This is a genomic window from Dermacoccus abyssi (assembly GCF_003515945.1).
GTDB classification, from domain to species: Bacteria; Actinomycetota; Actinomycetes; order Actinomycetales; family Dermatophilaceae; genus Dermacoccus; species Dermacoccus abyssi.
The window spans coordinates 17,411-35,412 of sequence record NZ_QWLM01000002.1; the positions used below are offsets into that span (position 1 = coordinate 17,411).

19 protein-coding genes are annotated in these 18,002 nt (G+C 68.2%); 8 read left to right on the forward strand and 11 right to left on the reverse strand.

Going from position 1 to position 18,002, the window contains the following annotated elements; genetic code table 11:
- Positions 1 to 61 precede the first annotated feature (61 nt).
- The 6 genes from D1832_RS01725 (at position 62) to D1832_RS01750 (ending at position 4,405) form a co-directional block, all read left to right on the forward strand.
- Positions 62 to 604 carry a YbaK/EbsC family protein gene (locus D1832_RS01725; RefSeq protein ID WP_118912356.1) on the forward strand — a complete coding sequence of 181 codons (543 nt, stop codon included), beginning with the start codon at positions 62 to 64 and terminating at the stop codon, positions 602 to 604.
- Entirely contained in the window at positions 601 to 1,425 is an 825-nt protein-coding gene (locus D1832_RS01730) for a DUF1206 domain-containing protein (protein WP_147362590.1), read from the forward strand. The genes D1832_RS01725 and D1832_RS01730 overlap by 4 nt, the downstream gene beginning before the upstream one ends.
- An 86-nt stretch (positions 1,426 to 1,511) precedes the next feature.
- Positions 1,512 to 2,213 (forward strand): HAD hydrolase-like protein, encoded by a 702-nt coding sequence (locus tag D1832_RS01735; protein ID WP_118912358.1) that lies wholly within the window; start codon positions 1,512 to 1,514, stop codon positions 2,211 to 2,213.
- 10 nt (positions 2,214 to 2,223) lie between these two features.
- Complete coding sequence (locus D1832_RS01740) at positions 2,224 to 2,412, forward strand: antitoxin (RefSeq protein WP_118912359.1); 189 nt, start codon at positions 2,224 to 2,226, stop codon at positions 2,410 to 2,412.
- A 122-nt stretch (positions 2,413 to 2,534) separates the two neighbouring features.
- Positions 2,535 to 3,908, forward strand: coding sequence for an MFS transporter (locus D1832_RS01745; protein WP_047312848.1), 1,374 nt, complete (start codon positions 2,535 to 2,537; stop codon positions 3,906 to 3,908).
- 140 nt (positions 3,909 to 4,048) lie between these two features.
- Entirely contained in the window at positions 4,049 to 4,405 is a 357-nt protein-coding gene (locus D1832_RS01750) for an RNA polymerase-binding protein RbpA (RefSeq protein ID WP_047312847.1), read from the forward strand.
- Between the two features lie 75 nt (positions 4,406 to 4,480).
- Here the strand turns inward: D1832_RS01750 and D1832_RS01755 are convergent, their stop codons facing one another.
- Together D1832_RS01755 and lnt are read right to left on the reverse strand one after the other, a co-directional pair.
- A complete protein-coding gene (locus tag D1832_RS01755; protein WP_240730118.1) occupies positions 4,481 to 5,080 on the reverse strand; it encodes an FxsA family protein in 600 nt (199 codons plus the stop codon).
- Between the two features lie 7 nt (positions 5,081 to 5,087).
- Complete coding sequence (gene lnt / locus D1832_RS01760) at positions 5,088 to 6,662, reverse strand: apolipoprotein N-acyltransferase (RefSeq protein WP_241510808.1); 1,575 nt, start codon at positions 6,660 to 6,662, stop codon at positions 5,088 to 5,090.
- Positions 6,663 to 6,951: 289 nt separating this feature from the next.
- Between lnt and ybaK the strand changes: the two genes are divergently transcribed.
- Both ybaK and D1832_RS01770 read left to right on the forward strand, forming a co-directional pair.
- A complete protein-coding gene (gene ybaK, locus D1832_RS01765) occupies positions 6,952 to 7,449 on the forward strand; it encodes a Cys-tRNA(Pro) deacylase (RefSeq protein WP_047312912.1) in 498 nt (165 codons plus the stop codon).
- 37 nt (positions 7,450 to 7,486) lie between these two features.
- Positions 7,487 to 8,413, forward strand: a complete 927-nt coding sequence (locus D1832_RS01770) for a 5'-3' exonuclease (RefSeq protein ID WP_118912551.1) — start codon at positions 7,487 to 7,489, stop codon at positions 8,411 to 8,413.
- Between the two features lie 21 nt (positions 8,414 to 8,434).
- On the opposite strand, the gene D1832_RS01775 is transcribed toward D1832_RS01770, so the two are convergent.
- The 9 genes from D1832_RS01775 to pafA form a co-directional block, all read right to left on the reverse strand.
- A complete protein-coding gene (locus D1832_RS01775; protein WP_118912362.1) occupies positions 8,435 to 11,224 on the reverse strand; it encodes a DEAD/DEAH box helicase in 2,790 nt (929 codons plus the stop codon).
- A gap of 73 nt (positions 11,225 to 11,297) precedes the next feature.
- Positions 11,298 to 12,080, reverse strand: a complete 783-nt coding sequence (tatC, locus tag D1832_RS01780) for a twin-arginine translocase subunit TatC (RefSeq protein WP_047312844.1) — start codon at positions 12,078 to 12,080, stop codon at positions 11,298 to 11,300.
- Positions 12,081 to 12,144: 64 nt separating this feature from the next.
- Positions 12,145 to 12,423 carry a Sec-independent protein translocase subunit TatA gene (gene tatA, locus D1832_RS01785; protein ID WP_118912363.1) on the reverse strand — a complete coding sequence of 93 codons (279 nt, stop codon included), beginning with the start codon at positions 12,421 to 12,423 and terminating at the stop codon, positions 12,145 to 12,147.
- 52 nt (positions 12,424 to 12,475) lie between these two features.
- Complete coding sequence (locus D1832_RS01790; RefSeq protein WP_118912364.1) at positions 12,476 to 12,829, reverse strand: hypothetical protein; 354 nt, start codon at positions 12,827 to 12,829, stop codon at positions 12,476 to 12,478.
- Positions 12,826 to 13,836, reverse strand: coding sequence for a helix-turn-helix transcriptional regulator (locus tag D1832_RS01795; protein ID WP_241510809.1), 1,011 nt, complete (start codon positions 13,834 to 13,836; stop codon positions 12,826 to 12,828). Before D1832_RS01795 ends, D1832_RS01790 begins: the two co-directional genes overlap by 4 nt.
- The gene (locus D1832_RS01800; protein ID WP_118912365.1) at positions 13,833 to 14,870 is read right to left on the reverse strand and encodes a helix-turn-helix transcriptional regulator; all 1,038 of its coding nucleotides are present in this window, start codon (positions 14,868 to 14,870) and stop codon (positions 13,833 to 13,835) included. The genes D1832_RS01795 and D1832_RS01800 overlap by 4 nt, the downstream gene beginning before the upstream one ends.
- A gap of 140 nt (positions 14,871 to 15,010) precedes the next feature.
- Positions 15,011 to 15,430 (reverse strand): FKBP-type peptidyl-prolyl cis-trans isomerase, encoded by a 420-nt coding sequence (locus tag D1832_RS01805; protein ID WP_118912366.1) that lies wholly within the window; start codon positions 15,428 to 15,430, stop codon positions 15,011 to 15,013.
- Between the two features lie 33 nt (positions 15,431 to 15,463).
- A complete protein-coding gene (locus tag D1832_RS01810) occupies positions 15,464 to 16,510 on the reverse strand; it encodes an FKBP-type peptidyl-prolyl cis-trans isomerase (protein ID WP_118912367.1) in 1,047 nt (348 codons plus the stop codon).
- A gap of 78 nt (positions 16,511 to 16,588) precedes the next feature.
- Positions 16,589 to 17,962, reverse strand: a complete 1,374-nt coding sequence (gene pafA / locus D1832_RS01815; RefSeq protein WP_118912368.1) for a Pup--protein ligase — start codon at positions 17,960 to 17,962, stop codon at positions 16,589 to 16,591.
- Between the last annotated feature and the right edge of the window lie 40 nt (positions 17,963 to 18,002).

The window sequence follows — 18,002 nt, forward strand, 5'->3', positions numbered from 1 at the left end:
ATGCGTGCGGGCCGCTGTCGACCTCAACCCTCGAAGGCCGCATCCGTCGTAGCATCCGCTCATGCCATCACTCGAAGGAAACCTCTCGTGGGCGCCCCTCGCCGAGCGCCTCGACGACGTAGCGAAACCCGTTGCCGACGCGGTGAACACGGTGCCGAGCGCGCGCGTCGCGATCATCGACCCGCACCTGGCCGACACCGCTGCGTTCTGTGACGCCTACGACGTCGACCCTGCCGCGAGCGCCAACTGTGTCGTCGTGACGGGCCGGCGCGGGGAGACGAAGACGACGGCCGCCGTCCTCGTGTTGGCCACCGACAAGGCCGACATCAACGGCGTCGTGCGTCGCCACCTCGGGGCGCGCAAGATCTCGTTCGCCGACCAAAGCGAGACGGAGGTCGAAAGCGGCATGGTGCGCGGCGGCATCACGCCCGTCGGCCTGCCGAGCGACTGGAAGCTCCTCATCGACGAGCGGGTCGTCGAACGCGGCGAGGTGCTCGTCGGCGGCGGCGTGCGCGGCGCCAAGATCATCGTGGACGCTGCGGAGCTCGCCGGGCTGCCCAAGGCCGAGGTGCTCACCCTGGCCATGACCGAGGAGATGTCGTGAACACTTCAGCTCAGCGCATGGGCGACAAGAAGCCCGACATCGCCGATGACACACAGGAGGCGATCAACGACGCCGCCAACCACCCGTGGGTGGAGCGCGCGGCACGTATCGGCTACGCGGCCAACGCCGTCATGCATCTGCTCATCGGCATCGTCGCCGTCCGTCTGGCCACGGGCGGAGGTGGCTCCGCCGACCAGGGCGGCGCCCTGGGGATGCTGACCGAGAACACCTGGGGCAAGGTCCTGCTCGGCATCGGCGCGTTCGGCTGGGCGGCGCTCGCGTTCTGGCAGATCGGCGAGGCGTGCCTCTCCTTCCACGAGGCGAAGACGCGGCTCAAGGCCGCGGCCAAAGCGGGCACGTACGCCGTGCTCTCGGGCATGTGCATCATGACGCTCGCGCGCGGCCAGAGCAGTTCGAGCAAGCAGCAGAACGCCTCGATGACCGGCAAGCTCATGGAGAACACCGCCGGAGTCATCCTCGTGGGCCTGGCCGGCGCGGTGATCGTCGGAGTCGGCATCTACCACGTCGTCAAGGGCGTCAAGAAGAAGTTCTTCGAGGACCTGCAGAAGAACCCGGGCAAGTGGGCCGAGTGGTCGGGCGTCATCGGGTACTCGCTCAAGGGCCTGGCCCTCGTCCTCACGGGCGTGTTCTTCGTCAACGGCGCCATCACGCACGACCCGAAGGACACGGGCGGCCTCGACACGGCGCTGAAGTCGCTGCTCGACAAGCCGCTCGGCTCCGTCATGGTGGCCGTCATCGGCATCGGGTTCGTGGCCTTCGCCGTGTACTCGGCGGCACGGTCGAAGTACGCGCGCGTCTGACCCTCTGCTCGCACGAAACGGCCGTCGCATCCTCGGGTGAGGCGGCCGTTTCGTCGTGCACGGGGCGTGTTTGTGAGGATGGGCGCATGACGCGCTGGAGCCCCGGAACCCGAGTGAGCCTCGTGCTGTTCGACCTGGACGGCACGCTGTCCGACTCGGCGCCGGGCATCACCTCCTCGATGCGGACCGCCCTGACGCACCACGGTCTGGAGGTGCCGCGCGACGACGTCCTCAACTCCTTCGTCGGGCCGCCGTTTCGCGTCTCGCTCGAAGGAATCGGTCTGCCACCCGAACGCGTGGACGAGGTCGTCACCACCTACCGCAGCGACTACGAGGCAGGCCGGCTGTTCGAAAACGAGCTCTACCCCGGCATCCGTGACGTGCTCGCCGGGCTCGCGGACGCCGGGACGACCGTGGCCGTGGCCACCTCGAAACCACAGGCGACGGCGCGACGAATCGTCGAGCACTTCGGCCTCTCGCCGCACCTTGCAGGCGGCCTCGAGGGCGTCTTCGGCGCCGACGTGACGAACCCCCGCGACACCAAGGCCGACGTCATCGCTCGAGCCCTGGCCCACCTGCAGCGCGAACCGGATGCGGACGTCGTCATGGTCGGTGACCGCCTGCACGACGTCGAGGGCGCCGCGAAGCACGGCATCGCGACGATCGGCGTCTCGTGGGGTTACGCCGCACCCGACGAACTGCGTGACGCGGGCGCCGCCGCCGTCGTCGATTCGGCCGACGACCTTGCGGCCCTTCTGCTCCCGGGCGCGTCGAGACCCCTCGACTAGGATTCAGGCCATGAAGATCAACCTCCTGACCCAGGCGATCGCCCAGGGCCGCAAGTACGTGCGACAGAACCCGGAGAAGGTGCGTCAGGCGACGCAGCGCGCCGGTTCGTTCGTCGACTCCAAGACGGGCCGCAAGCACACGGCCAAGATCGACAAGGCCACCGGCGCCGCTGACCGCTTCATCGACAAGCAGCGATGAGCAGCTGACACGCTCCGCCCCGAGACGCCGAACGGTGCCCCGGGGCGGTCGCTTTCCCCACCGCCAATGCGGGTTGGGGACAGTCACGTCCGCACGAGCCGCGGATGTGACACGCTTCACCCGTGAACACCGCAGCCGCCTCGCCTCTCGCGCCCGACGCCGCCACGCGCGCCCGTCGCCAACGCAGCTGGTACTGGTACGACTGGGCCAACTCGGCCTTCGTCACGACGACGTCGACGGTGCTGTTCTCGCCCTATCTCACGTCCGTCGCCAAAGCGGCGGCCTGCCCTGATCAGCCCACGGACGTCGCATGTCACGCGAATCTCTCGGTGCTCGGCATCCCGGTCTCCCCCGGCTCGCTCGCGCCGTACACGATCACCGTCTCGACGATCCTGAGCGCCGTCCTCCTGCTTCTCGTCGGCGCCATCGCCGACCGGGTACAGCGCCCCTCGCGCCTGCTCGGTGCGTTCGCCTGGGTGGGCGCAGCCGCGGCGTCGGCGATGTTCTTCGTCACCGGTACGAACTGGCAGCTCGGCGTGGTGCTCCTCATCATCGCCAACCAGTGCCTCGGTGCCTCCCTCGTCGTCTACGACGGCCTGCTCGTGCGGATCAGCGACGAGTCGGAACGTGACCGTGTCAGTTCGCGCGGTTGGGCTCTGGGCTACCTGGGCGGTGGCTTGCTCCTCGCGGCCAACCTGGCCGTTGTCACGCTGCACGACAAGATCGGCCTCAGCACGGGCGAAGCCGTCCGCGTGAGCCTCCTCAGCGCGGGCCTGTGGTGGGCGATCTTCACGCTCATCCCCGTGCTCGGGCTCAAGGACGTACGCCACCCCGAACGCCCCGCGGCGGCGAGTGACGCCGGAACCGTGCGCGGCAGCCTGCGTCAGCTCACGAGCACGTTCCGTGAACTCAAGCACTACCCCGACACCCTCGTATTCCTCCTCGCCTACCTCTTCTTCAACGACGGCATCCAGACGGTCATCGTCTCGGCCAGCCTGTACGGCAAGGAGGAGCTCGGCTTCGGCGACAGCCAGCTCATCGTGACGATCCTGCTCGTGCAGTTCGTGGCGTTCCTCGGCGCCCTGTTGTTCGGCCGCCTCGCGGCCGTGATGGGCGCCAAGAAGGCCATCCTGCTCTCGCTCGGCCTGTGGACCCTCGTCATCGCCGTCGCGTTCTTCCTGCCCGAGAAGCAGTTCGCGCTGTGGCTGTGCCTCGGCGTCGGCATCGGCATCGTGCTCGGTGGTTCGCAGGCGCTCAGCCGTTCGGTCTACAGCAAGCTCGTACCGCTCGGGCGAGAGTCGGAGTACTTCAGCCTCTACCAGGCCATGGAACGCGGCACGAGTTGGTTCGGCACCCTGACGTTCGGCCTCGTCCACCAGCTCACCGGTTCCTACCGTCTGTCGATCATCGCGCTCGTCATGTTCTTCGCTCTCGGCGCCTACCTGCTCTCCCGCGTCGACGTCGAGCGCGGCATGGCGCGCGCTGGCCAGGGCTGACGCTTTGGTCGCGGGCCGCTTGAGGCCATACGATGACAGATGGAACATTTGTCACGTCTGTGGCGTTGTTCTGCGTGAAGCAGCGCGGTGAGCGCTCTCACCAAACAGACGCGCTGTACGTGTGAAGTTGGGAGACATCCATGGCCGAACGTTCTCTGCGAGGTACCAACCTCAGCACCCTCTCTCTCGAGACGGACGAGGGCATCGCCTTCAGCGAGCGTCAGATGGTCAGCTACCGTTGCGAGCAGGGGCACGTCGTGGAACTGCCCTTCTCCGTCGAGGCCGACGTGCCGGCGCTCTGGGAGTGCCGTTGCGGCCTCGAGGCCAAGCTCATCGACGGCCCCGAGCCGGAGCGCAAGCCCGTCAAGCCGGCCCGTACGCACTGGGACATGCTCCTCGAGCGTCGTTCCGTTCCCGAGCTGGAGGAGCTGCTGGACGAGCGTCTGACGCTCCTGCGCGAGTCGCGTGGCGAGAAGCCGCGCAAGAAGAAGTCCTGACGAGCCGCGCTCGTCCACCACGAAGGCCGGTCACCCCGAGAGGGTGACGGCCTTCGTGTGTGGCGCGTGAGCGCGTCAGTCGATGATCTCGCCCTCGACGACGTCGTCGGACGCAGATCGAGTGCGCCGACGCGACGAGGTGTGCGTCGAGGAGGTCGACCCGTAACCGCCGAAGCTGTCCGAGGTCGGGTACGGCCGGCTCAGCGGATCCGGCCCGCCGAACCCGCGGGTGGCAGAGAAGCCGCCGGGGCCGAAGCTCGCCACCTGGACCGAGCCGAGGAGCTTGGCGGCCACGACCTTCTCGAGCAGCTTGCGCGTGAACGGACGCGTGAACGGCAGGAGGAAGAACAGGCCGAGGAAGTCGGTGAAGAAACCCGGTGCGAGCAGCAGCGTGCCGCCGACGAGGATGAGGGCAGCGTCCGAGAGTTCTCGCGCAGGCATCCGTCCGGAACCGAACGCCTGGCGCAGCGCCCCGAAGGCACGACCCGACTCACGCTTGACGATCCACGCACCCAGCGCGGACCACAGGACGAGGAGGCCGAACGTCGGCCATCCGCCGATCGTCTGCCCCATCTTGATGATGATGAACACCTCGATGACGGGGACGACGAGCAGCGCCAGCATCAGCCAACGCGCCCAGCCCTTGCGGCGAGGACGACTCGAGTAGGTAGTCACATCAGGTTCAACGAACGACGGCGCGCGAAGATTTCCGCCCGCGGCGCAGATTCAGCGCGAACGCGATGACGCAGGCCGCCGTCGCCACGATCTCGGGCGCGCGGCCGAGACGCTGAGCGAGCGTGGCTTGCGAGCGCAGCGGCAACTCCCCCGTCAGCACCGCCTGGGTGAACAGCGACGTGCGTTCGTGCGTCACGCCGTCCGGGGTGATGAGCGCGCTCACACCGACGGTGGAGACGTGCGCGATCGAGCGGCCGTACTCGAGCGCGCGCAGGCGCGAGATGGCGAGTTGCTGCGTCGACTCGGCGGTGTAGCCGAACGTCGCGTTGTTCGTCTGAACGAGGAAGAGCTGCGCGCCACGGTTCGCCGGCTTGCGCAGGAGGTCGTCGTAGGCCACCTCGAAGCAGATGATCGGTGCCGCCTTCACTGCGCCGGACTTCGTGGGCACGGAGAACACCCCGACCTTCTGTCCCTGGGTGAAGTCCGCGCGCACGAGATCGACCTGCTTGGAGAACGTGCGGAAGAACGAGCGGTACGGGATGTACTCGCCGAACGGCACCGGGTGCTGTTTGACGTAGGTGTCGCTCAGGCCCTTGCCCGGAAGGTAGAGCATCGAGGCGTTCGAGACCTTCGGCATCGGCTCGGACAGGACCGCTCCGACGACGAGCGGCGCGTCCAGTCGGCGCAGCGCGCCCGCGATCTCGTCACGGGTGTCGGCGTTGCGCTTGGGGTCGATGTCGGAGGCGTTCTCGGGCCACACGACGATGTCAGGTTTGGGTGTGGCGCCGGCCGCGACGGCGTCGGCGAGCTTCTCGCTGGCTCGCACGTGGTTGTCGAGCACGGCGCGGCGCTGAGCGTTGAAGTCGAGACCCGCGGTCGGCACGTTGCCCTGGATGCCGGCGATGTCGATGGTGCGCCCCTCCGTCGGGGGTGTGATGACGGAGCCCGCGAGAAGGGCCACGGCGGCGACAGCCACTGCGCCGACGGCGGAAGCGCTGGAAAAGCGGCTACCCGCATCGGCCTGTGTCGTCTCGCGGGAGGAGACGCCCCGCCATGAGGTGAACGCCCACACGCCCAGCCCGGCGAGTGCGCCACCGGCGAGGGCGAGCACGAACGTCAGGCCTGGTGAGCTCACCCACGCGACGAGGGGCGCCCACGGGGCGTCGGCCTGCGAGAAGGCGAGGCGGGCCCAGGGGAAGCCGCCGAACGGCGTGGTGCCGCGCAACCACTCCTGTGTCACCCACGCTGCCGCGCCCAGCACAGGCGCGAGGCGTCGACGCTGAAAGGACGCGATGAGCGCGCCCATGCCGGCGAAGTACAACGACTGCAGGACGGCGAGCGCCATCCACGGGAACGTGCCGACGTACACACCCGACCACGAGAGCACCGGCGCGAAGAACGCCATGCCGAAGACGAAACCGAGCAGAGCTCCCCAGCGGGCACGGACGTGCAGGACGCTGACGGCGAAGAGTGCCAGGGCGATCGGGACCGTCCACCACAGCCCGTGATCGGGAAATGCGAGCCACAGCGCGAGGCCGGCCACCATTGCGGCGGCCAGGCGAAGGAAGCGACGAGGGAGCACCGCACAAGCATAAGTCAGCGGGGAAAGTGTGACGGACGGGCTCACACCGTTGGGGCCGACCAGCCGGAGCCGGAAGTTTTCTACTAGGTGTGAGACCCGTCCGTAGTCGCACGCGATCGCGTCACGTGCTTCAAGCAAAGATAGCCACGCACGGGCGGGCCTTCAACGTGATCGTCAGGATCGGATTCGGGCCCCTTGGGTCGGCGCTTCGGCCCTGCCGCAGAAACTCCCGAGAGGTGCGGCGTGTCGTCTTTCGGGGCGACTTCGAACTGCGCTATAGACAGTGATCATGGCGTCTCGAAACGTGAACACCGGCCCGACCACCCCCGCGACGCGCGCGCTCGACGCGGCAGGTGTCTCGTACGAAGGGCTGCCGTACGAGCACGATCCGTCGGTGACCTCCTACGGTGACGAAGCCGCGCAAGCTCTCGGTCTCGACCCCAGCCACGTGTTCAAAACCCTTGTCGTGTCGCTGGATTCGGGATCCTTCGGCGTCGCCGTCGTCCCGGTCTCGACGACGGCCGACCTCAAGGCCGTGGCCGCAGGGCTCGGCGCCAAGAAGTGTCGCCTCGCCGAACCGCGTGACGTGGAACGTCTCACCGGGTACGTGCTCGGAGGCGTCTCCCCCGTCGGCACGCGCACCGCCCTCGCCACGGTTGTCGACGCGAGCGCGGAAGCCCTGGCGACGGTGTACGTCTCGGGTGGGCGGCGCGGATTCGACATCGGGTTGGCGCCGGCCGACCTCGTTGAGAACGTTCACGGACGCTTCGCCCCGATCGCGCGCTGAGGCTCGACGCCTCGAGCGCTGTGGCACGATGACGCTCATGACGCCGCGTCGACTCATGCTGCTGGATTCCGCGAGCCTGTACTTCCGGGCCTTCTACGGTGTGCCCGAGCGGGAGGCACCGGATGGCACCCCCAACAACGCGCTGCGCGGCTTCACCGACATGATCGCGACGCTCGTCAGCACCTACGAGCCCACCGACCTCGTGGCGTGTTGGGACAACGACTGGCGCCCCGCGTTCCGCGTCGAGGCCATCCCGTCGTACAAGTCGCACCGCGTGCTCGAGGGCACCGACGGCTCCGAGGAGTCACCGGAGAAACTCACGCCGCAGGTGCCGCTCATCCGCGAGATGCTCGAGCTCGTCGGCATCACCCGCCTCGGCGTCGACGGCTACGAGGCGGACGACGTCATCGGCACGCTGACACACCGCTTCACCGGCCAGGGGCCGGTCGACGTGGTCACCGGCGATCGTGACCTCTTCCAACTCGTCGACGACGCCATGAGCGTTCGCGTGCTCTACACGGCCAAGGGCGGCGTGCGTGCCCCCGACCTCGTCGACGAGAGCTTCCTCATGACGAAGTACGGCGTGCCCGGCGGGCGCGCGTACGCCGATCTTGCCGTCATGCGCGGCGACACGAGTGACGGACTGCCTGGTGTCGCGGGCATCGGCGAGCAGACCGCGGCCGGGCTGCTCGCCGAGTTCGGCACCCTCGCCGCGATCCGTCGGGCCGTGGCGAACGGCGATCCCCGCATCAAGGGAGCGCGCCGAACGCGGCTGGAAGCCGCTCATGACTATCTCGATGTGGCGCCGAAGGTCGTCGATGTGGCGCTGGACGTCGAGGTGCCCGGCGACCTCGTCACGGCCCTGCCCGACGGCGTTGCACAGCCTGACAGGTTCGCCGACTTCGCAGCCCGCTACGACCTCGGTGGCAGCGCGGAGCGACTCTCCGCCGCGCTCACGCGCTGACGCAAGCTCCACCCGACGGGTTCAGTCGAGACGGTCGGCCGCCACGACGCCGCGTTGAATGCCGGCGATGGCAGCCTTGGCCGTCTTCGTCAAGCCCTCGTGGTGGGTGGCACCCGCGATCTGATCGAGCAGGTCGACGAGCTGACGGCAGCGTCGCACGAAGTCACCCGCGGTGAGTTCCTCGTCGCGCAGAACGGCCTCGAGCCCCTGGCCCGCCGTCCAGCGGTGAACCGCCCACGCGAGGCCCGCGTCCGGAGCCGCCATTTCGGTGAGGCGGTGCTGCACGAGCGCGTCGTCGATGACCGACCACAGGTTGTGCGTCTCCTCGAGGGCGTCCGCGACGTCCCGGTTGGGCATGCGTGGCGCCTCCCCCACGACGTCGCGCCGCGACTCGTGCACGAGCGCCGAGACGGCGGCAGCCAACGAGGGGGCGTCGAGCTTCTCCCAGATGCCGGCGCGCAGGCACTCGGCCGTGAGCAGATCCTTGTCCGAGTACAGGCGCATGAGCGACGTTCCGCGCTCGGTGAGCGCGAGCCCGCCGTGCTTGGTGTCGTTCGGCTCGAGGTAGTCGAACTCGACGAGCACGTCGCAGATGCGGTCGAACTGCTTGGCGACGGTGTGCGTGCGGTTGTTGATCTTGGAGACGAGCGTGTCGGTCTCGCGGCGCAGTTTCCACCAGCGCTCGGCCCAGCGCGCGTGGTCCTCGCGGTACTCGCACGTGTGGCACGGGTGCGCCCGCAGGCGGCGCTGCAACTCCTCGATCTCGGCCGTGATCGCACGGTCGGGCTCGATGGCCGTGCGACGCATCGGCTTCGGCGGGTCGTGCGGCACCTTGGCCCGCAGTGTTGCGGCCAGGTCGCGGCGCGACTTGGGCGAGCGCGTCGTGAAGCCCTTGGGGATCTGCAGTCGCGTGAGCGGGTCGAGCGGAGCGTCGATGTCGCTCGACGTCACCTGGCGCAGCTGTCCGTCGGCCGTGATGACGCTCGGTGACGGGCCCTCGCGTTTACCGCCACGGTTGGCCTTGACGACGATGGCGAGGCCCTCACGCCGGCCGCTCGGGATGCGCACGACGTCGCCGGGGGCGAGTTCGCCGAGGGACCGATCAGCTGCCGCCCGAACGGCGGCAGCGCGCTTCTTCGCGGCGTTCTTCTCCAGCTCGCTGATGCGCCGGCGCATGCCCGCGTACTCGGTGAAGTCACCGAGGTGGCACTGCATGGCCTCCGCGTAGCCCTCGAGGCCCTCCTCGTTCTGACGCAGCTTGCGCGACAGTCCCACGACGCTGCGGTCCGCCTGGAACTGCGCGAACGACGACTCCAGCACTTCGCGGGCACGTTCGCGCCCGACGGTGTGGACGAGGTTGACGGCCATGTTGAACGTCGGGCGGAAACTGGAGCGCAGCGGGTAGGTGCGCCGTGACGCGAGCCCGGCTACGGCCTCTGCTTCGACACCGCGGTTGTAGAGCACTACGGCGTGGCCCTCCACGTCGATGCCGCGACGGCCCGCACGTCCGGTGAGCTGCGTGAACTCGGCCGGCGTGATATCGACGTGCGACTCGCCGTTGTACTTGACGAGGCGTTCGAGCACGACGCTGCGCGCCGGCATGTTGATGCCGAGGGCCAGCGTCTCCGTCGCGAAGACGGCCTTGATCCGACCCGTGACGAACAGCTCCTCGACGATCTCGCGGAACGTCGGCAGCATGCCGGCGTGATGGGCTGCGAAGCCGCGTGTGAGGCCCTCGACGAAGTCGTGGTAGCCGATGACGGCGAGATCCTGCGTCGGGATGTTCGCGACGCGCTCGGCGACGTACGCGCGGATCGACTCCCCCTCCTCGGGTGAGACGAGCTGCGTGCCGTACCCGAGGAGTTGGGCGACGGCCGCCTCACAGCCGTTGCGGCTGAAGATGAACGTGATGGCCGGGAGCAACCCGGCGCGATCGAGGGAGTCGATGACGTCGGCGCGGTGCGCGGGGCGGAATGACTCCCCCGGCTTGCTCTGCGGTGCCGGACGCCGACCGCGCCCGCGGCGACCGGACGGAGCCCCCGCGTCGAAGCGGCGTCCACCGCGCGATCCGCGTGTGATGAGACTGATGCGTTCCAGGAGCCGCGGGTTCACCTTGAGGCGCTTCTCGTCGTCCTGGACGAGCAGGTCGTACATCGAGTGCCCGACCATCATGTGTTGGTAGAGCGGCACCGGCCGGTGCTCGGTGATGACGACGTCGGTGTCGCCGCGCACCTGCTGCATCCAGTCGCCGAACTCCTCGGCGTTGCTCACCGTGGCCGACAGGGCGACGACTTGCACCGACTCGGGCAGGTGAATGAGCACTTCCTCCCAGACGGCGCCGCGGAAACGGTCGGCGAGGTAGTGCACCTCGTCCATGACGACGAAGCCGAGACCGGCGAGCGTGGAAGAACCGGCGTACAGCATGTTGCGCAGCACCTCGGTCGTCATGACGACGATGGGCGCCTCACCGTTGTGCGAGGTGTCACCGGTGAGCAGGCCGACGTTCTTCTCGCCGTGCTGTTCGACGAGGTCGGCGTACTTCTGGTTGCTCAGGGCCTTGATCGGCGTCGTGTAGAACGCCTTGCGCCCGGTGTGGAGGGCGAGGTAGCAGGCGAACTCTCCGACGACGCTCTTGCCCGCACCCGTGGGGGCCGCGACGAGGACGCTGTGCCCCTCCTGGACCGACTGTGCAGCCGCTCGCTGGAACTCGTCCAGCGGGTAGGGCAGCTGCTCCATGAAGTGGCCGAGGTGACTCGAGTCGAACTTCCGGCGTGACACGGCCTGGGCGAACTTCTCGGCGGGAGACGACATGGTCACCAGGCTATGACACAGGCGGGCCACCGCTCGGTAGCCCGCCTGTGTCGAGTGTTCGTGCCGCGCCCGATCAGAGTGCGGAGGCCTTGTCGTCGCTGATCTCCATCCACTCCGGACGGGACTTCGCCTCCCGTCGGCCTCGAATCTTGTCGAGGACGAGGGCGAGTCCGGCAGAGCCGTAGAAGAGGACGAGCAGCGGTGCCGACAGCAGGAACATCGTCCAGACGTCCGGGGTGGGCGTCATGATGGCCGCGAAGGTGGCGATGACGATGATGGCGAAGCGCCACCCCTTGAGCATCATGCGGCCCGAGAGGATGCCGAGCACGTTGAGTGCCATGAGGAGGATCGGCAGCATGAACGACAGCCCGAACGCGAGAATGAAGCGCGTGACGAACGAGAAGTACTCGGTCGCGCTGGGCAGGTTCGAGGCGTTGTCCGGTGTGGCTCCCAGCAGCAGCTCGACCGCGTTCGTGAACGTCTGAGTGCCCATGTAGACACCGCCGGCGAACAGGACGAGGGCGGCACCGATGAAGATGCGCCCCAGGCGCTTTTCCTTCTTCGTGAGGCCGGGCACGAGGAACGCCCAGATCTGCCAGAGCCAGACGGGGCTCGCCACGATGAAGCCGATCCACATCGACACCTTCAACTTGAGGTTGAAGGGGGCCGTGACGCCGTTGAAGTTGACGTCGATGTTCGAACCGGGGTGAAGAGCGGCGATGTCGGTGATCGGCTGCTTCAGGAAGTCGTAGACGTCCTGGTAGACGATCCAACCGACCACGCAGCCGACGAGGATCGCGATGACGGAGACGATCGCGCGGTTGCGAAACTCACGCAGGTGCCCCCCGAGGGACATCCGCGCTTCGGGATTGTCTTTGCGTCGACCGAATCGAGCCACGATGTGCGTGCGGTGCCCGTGCTCAGTAGTCGCGGCGCTCGTCGGCGCGGGTGGCGCCGTCGTGCGGAGCGTTGTCGCGCGGAGCTGCGGCGTCGCGACGCGTGGCCTCGCCCTCGACGGTCTCCGAGGAGGCCTTCGACTCCTTCTCGGTCTTCATCTCGTCGATCTCGCTCTTGAGGATGCGGGAGCTACGGCCGAGGCTGCGTGCCATGTCGGGCAGACGCTTCCAGCCGAGCAGCACGACGATCAGCACGATGAGTACGAGCAGGATCACGGGGTTGTCGAAGAGAGAGCGAAACATGAGCGTCCTTACGAAGAGTGCCACAGCGGCGCGGGGCCACCCGGTCTGATGGTCAGTCTAGAGGACGACGCCAACTGGCCCACACCTGCGTGTGGTCGTCGAGGCGCTCGTCCTTGTGCCGCTTACGGGCTCTGCGCAGTTGGTCGCGCCAATGGGATGCGGGCTTGTCCCACGCCAATTCGTCGGCCCCGGAACGAACCACGAGCTCACCGCTCCCCCGTGTGGCCACCGCGGCGCGAGCCTTGTCCGCCTCGTCGCGGGCGGTTTGGGTGCGATCCAGCGCGTCACTCACGGTGCGACCGAAGTCACGTGCGTGGGGCCACACCTTCCACACGCGTCTCGCGAGGTAGGCGAAGGCCACGGCCCAGAAGATCACCCAGAAGATGATCCACGACCACCACGTCACAGCGCCCGCGCCGTCTGGGACGGGTCGACACCGTAGGCCTCGAGCGCGCGGCGAGCCTCGTCGGCGACGTCGTCCGTGAGCGAGGCGGGACGCAGCACGCGGGCGGCACCGCCGAGCTGCAGCAGCAGGCGGCGCAGCCATCGGCCGTCACCCACGTACAGCGTGACGTCGAGATACTCGCCGGAGCGCTCGACGTCGTGGCACGGGTAGTAGTCGGCCACCCAGGCCGCTTCGGGCGCGAGCCTGATGCGAGCGCTCGGGTCGGAGTCGTTGGGGGCGAAGAATCCACGCGAGAGGTCCGTCGTGGCGGCGTCGGTGGGCACCGTTGCGGCAGCGTCGAGCACCTCGACCGACTCCACCCGGTCGAGACGGAACATGCGCACGTCCTGCGCGCGGTGGCACCAGCCCTCGAGGTACCAATGACCCTCGGTGTTGAGCAGCCGCATCGGGTCGACGTCGCGCTCGGTCATCTCGTCACGGGACGGTACGACGTAGCGCAGGTGCACGCGTCGGGAGGCGTCGAGCGCCTCGCGCAGCAGGCGCAGCACCTCGTCGCCGTCGCGTTCGAGGCTGACGCGCACCCGGTTGCTCGGATCGCCGCTCTCCCCCGTCGCCTCGACGAGTTTGGTGAGTGCACGGTCCACGGCGTCGCGTTCGGTGAGGCCGGGAACATCGAGCAACGTGCGCAGACCGACGGTGAGAGCGAGTGCCTCGTCGCGCGTGAAGCGCAGCGGTTTGGCGATCGTGTCGGCGTTGCGCACGTAGACGTAGCCCTCCTCCCATTCGGCCTCGATGAGGTCGTCGGGCATGTGGCCCGGTGTGCCGCACACGAAGAGGAGGGCGAGGTCGGCCTCGATCTGCTTGCGGCTCACGCCGAGGGTGCGTGCCGCCTGCTCGATGTCGATGCCCTGACGGCCCATGAGCCACGGCACCATGGTCAGCAGGCGCGCGAGACGGGTGGTCGCGGCCTCGCCGGAGATCGGCATGGGGGTGGTGGACTCGCTCATACCCGCTCCTCCTGGTGATCCGCAGCGGCGAATGTTGCCCCGCTCGACGCCGCGTCGCTAGTCATCGCCTGCAGCGCGCCCGTCAGGCGGCTGATCACGGCGTCGCGCAGCTCGAGTGGCTGCTCGACGAGCACGTCAGCGCCGAAGGAAGCCACCTCGTCGGCCAGCACACCGAGGTCGGCGTACTCGATGTCGACGAGCTGCCACTCGTCGTCGACGACGCCGACGGTGCGGGCGCGACGCACGAGCGAGTGACCGCGTTCGATGCGCACCCGCAGCACGGCGGGCGCCCAGTCGGCCACGCGCTCGGTGCCGGCGATCATCGAGTGCGCGTCGTGATCGGCGGGCACCTCGTAGCTACCGGGCTTGCCGACCTTGCGCACGGCGCCGTCGATCCGGGAGAGCCGGAAGACGCGGGGTGCGTCACGGTCGGTGTCGAAACCCGTGACGTACCAGTGGCCCTTGCGGTTGGTGACGGTCCAGGGCTGCAGCGAGCGGCGCGTCGACTCTCCCCCACCCTTGCGGTAGTCGAAGGTGATGGCGCACCGCTCCATGACGGCGTCCTTGACGGCCTCGAAGGCGGGCTCGGCCGTGCGGATGCGCGGCTCCAGCCCGACCACGGAAGCGGCGTCGTGCTCGATGTCGAGCGCTTCGAGCTTGCGCAGGGCCGCCGCGGCGGGGCCGGCGAGGCTCGCCTGCTGCCACGCGCGTGAGGCGAGACCGAGGACGGCGAGCTCGTCGGCGTCGAAGTGCAGGTCGGGCAGTTCGTACTCGCGCCGATCGATGCGGTAGCCCGTCTCGTCCTCGAAGAACGTGTCGATGTGCTCGGTGCGCAGCGGGATGCCGAGATCGCGCAACTCGTCCTTGTCGCGCTCGAACATGCGGTCGAAGGCCTCGTCGTTGGGCGCGTCGGCGTACTGACGCACCGCCTGCCGGATGGCCGATTTCGTCAGCGCGCGGCGCGTGTAGAGCAACGCGATGACGAGGTTGAGCAGGCGTTCGGTCTTGGCTTCGGGCGTCGAGCGTGAGGCCACCGCGTGCCACCTTTCTGCCGAGGTCTCGTGACGGCTGCGGGCGTCACACCGAGTGAGGATACTCGTTCTTTCGCACACATGTGCGACGAGGCCCGGTTTCCGCGCGTGGCGGAAACGGGGCCTCGTCATGAGTGCTTCGCTCAGCGAATGCCGAACGAGCGACCGGCGCCCGGCTTGTTCGTCGAGACGAGGTCGACGACGAAGATGAGCGTCTCGTTGGGCTTGATCGCGGCGCCCGCGCCGCGCTCGCCGTAACCGAGGTGCGGCGGGATCGTGATCTTGCGGCGACCGCCGACCTTCATGCCGAGCAGGCCCTGGTCCCAGCCCGGGATGACCTGGCCGACGCCGACCTGGAACTCGAGCGGCTCACCGCGGTTCCACGAGGCGTCGAACTCCTCGCCCGTGGACCACGAGACGCCGACGTAGTGCGCCTTGATGATGTTGCCGGGCTCTGCGGTGGCGCCGTCGCCCTCCCAGATGTCCTCGAGAACGAGCTCGCTCGGCGGGTTGTCACCCGGGAAGTCGATCTCCGGCTTTTCGGTGTTCGGGTCGAAGCCCATGTGAATCTCCTTGAGTCCGTTCGTGATGATGCGTCAGTTGGCCGCGAGGATGTCGACGACGAAGACGAGGGTGTCGGTGGGCTGGATGCCCGCCTGCGGGTTGCCCTGAGCGCCGTAACCGTCGGCCGGCGGCACGACCACGAGCACTCGGCTGCCGACCTTCTTGCCGACCAGGGCCTTGTCCCAGCCCGTGATGACCTGCTTCTTGCCGATGACGAAGACCGACGGGTTGGGCGCGTCGGGGTGCTTGGCCGTGGCGTCGAAGACGGTGTTCTTGCCCCAGATCTGGCCCGTGTAGGTGACTGCGATGGAGTCGCCCGACTTGACGGTGTCACCCTCACCTTCGACAAGCGTCGAGGTCTTGAGTGACGTGGGTGCCTTGGCGCCCTTCGGCATCGTGATGGCCGCCTGCTTGCCCGCACCGGCGGGAACCTTGACGGTCGGCATCCCGGATTCTGCGGGCTTGCTCGTGCCCTTGGCCTCGGTCAGGGGCGTGTCGACACCCTTGATGTCCATGTAGAGCACGAGGTTGTCGTTGGAACCGATGCCGAGGTTCTGGTTACCGGCCTTGCCGAACGCCTGCCCGGACGGCAGGGAGATGACGACCTTCGAGCCTTCCTTCTTCCCCTTCAGCTGGGTGAGGAGGCCCGGGAGGTTGTTGTTGTCGGCCATGTTGAAGCTCGGCACCGTCTCCCCGAACGTCGAACCGAGCGTCTTACCGGTGGTGCCGTTGACCATGACGAAGTCGGCCTTGACGAGGTCCTTGTCTCCGATGGCCTTGCCCTTGCCCTCGGAGAGCACCTTGGTCGTCGCGGACTTCGTGCCGAAGGGCAGCTCGTCCTTCGCAATGGAGACGGTGGGCTTCTTGGCGTTCTTCGTGTCGACCTTGACGTCGGAGACGTTGCCCTTCGTCGCGGGCGAGGCGAGGCCGGACGACGAGGAGGACGAGGGCGACGACGATGCCGACGAGCTACCGGAGCCCGAACCCGACGAGGAAGCCTTGGACGAGTCGTCGCCGCAACCTGCGAGGAAGACGACCGGGAGGACGGCGAGGGCGAACAGACGCTTGGGGGAAGACACGCAGAAAAGTCCTAGCAGTGGGAAGTGAGTCCGGCCCACGATAACGCGTGGACCTCGGGACGAGCTGTGCGTGGGCCGTCACAGAGGCGTGGAGAGGCTGTCAATGAGGCGCTCGACGCGGGCGTCCTCGGCGAGGAACGGGTCCTTGCACATGATGGTGCGCCCGGCCTGGTCGTTGAGCTTGAGGTGCACCCAGTCGACGGTGAAGTCGCGCCCGGCCGCACGGGCCTCGCGCACGAAGTCGCCGCGCAGCTTGGCGCGCGTCGTCTGGGGCGGCGTCGTCACGGCGGCGGCGATGCGCTCGTCATCGACGAGGCGACGCGCGCGCCCGGCCTTCTCGAGCATGCCGAACAGGCCGCGGCCCCGACGGATGTCGTGGAAGGTGAGGTCGAGTTGTGCCATGCGCGGGTCGTCGAGTTCGAGGCCGTGGCGCGTGGCGTAGTCGGTGAGCAGCCGACGCTTGATGACCCACTCGATCTCGGTCTCTACGCTCGAGAAGTCCTGGCTCTCAACGGCGTCGAGAGCGCGCTCCCACAGGTCGAGCACGAGCTCGACGGACGGGTCAGGGTCGCCTTCGCGCTCGACGAACGCCTTGGAGCGTTCGAGGAACAGCCGCTGCATCGCGAGCGCCGTCATCGAGGTGCCGCCCTGGAGGTCGATGACGGCCTGACCGGTCGGGTCGGCCGAGACGTCACGGATGGCCTTGACCTGGTTGGCCAGGTGCATGCGCGGGAACGACTCCCCCGCCTCGATGAGGCGCAGGACGAGGTGCGCGGCGCCGACCTTGAGCAGCGTCGTCGTCTCGCTCATCGTCGAGTCGCCGACGATGACGTGGAGGCGGCGGAAGCGTGCCGAGTCGGCGTGCGGTTCGTCGCGGCTGTTGATGATGGGCCGCGATCGGGTCGTGGCGCTCGAGAAGCCGTCCCAGATGTGTTCGGCGCGTTGGGTGAGGTTGAAGACGGTGCGGCCGTCGCGCTGCAGGAGCTTGCCCGCGCCGGTGATGAGCTGGCGCGAGACGAGGAACGCGACGAGCACCTCCGAGATGCGGTTCATGTCGGTGCTGCGCTCGAGCAGGAGGTTCTCGTGGCAGCCGTAGGAGTTGCCCGCGGAGTCGGTGTTGTTCTTGAAGACGTAGATCGAGCCCTCGACGCCGTCCTCGGCGAGGCGCTCCTGCGCCTCACTCGTCATGTCGTCGAGGATGCGCTCACCCGCGCGGTCGTGGGCGACGAGGTCGAGCAGCGTGTCGCACTCGGCCGTCGCGTACTCGGGGTGGGCACCGACATCGAGGTAGAGGCGCGAGCCGTTGTCGAGGAAGACGTTGCTCGAACGCCCCCAGGCCACGACCTTGCGGAACAGGGCCCGGCTCACTTCGTCAGGGGTGAGCCGACGCTGGCCGTTCGTGGTCGCGGTGACCCCGAACTCGGTCTCGAGGCCGTAGATGCGGCGTTCCATGGGTGCTCCTGGGGTGCGTGCGAAATGGAGGTGAGGGGCT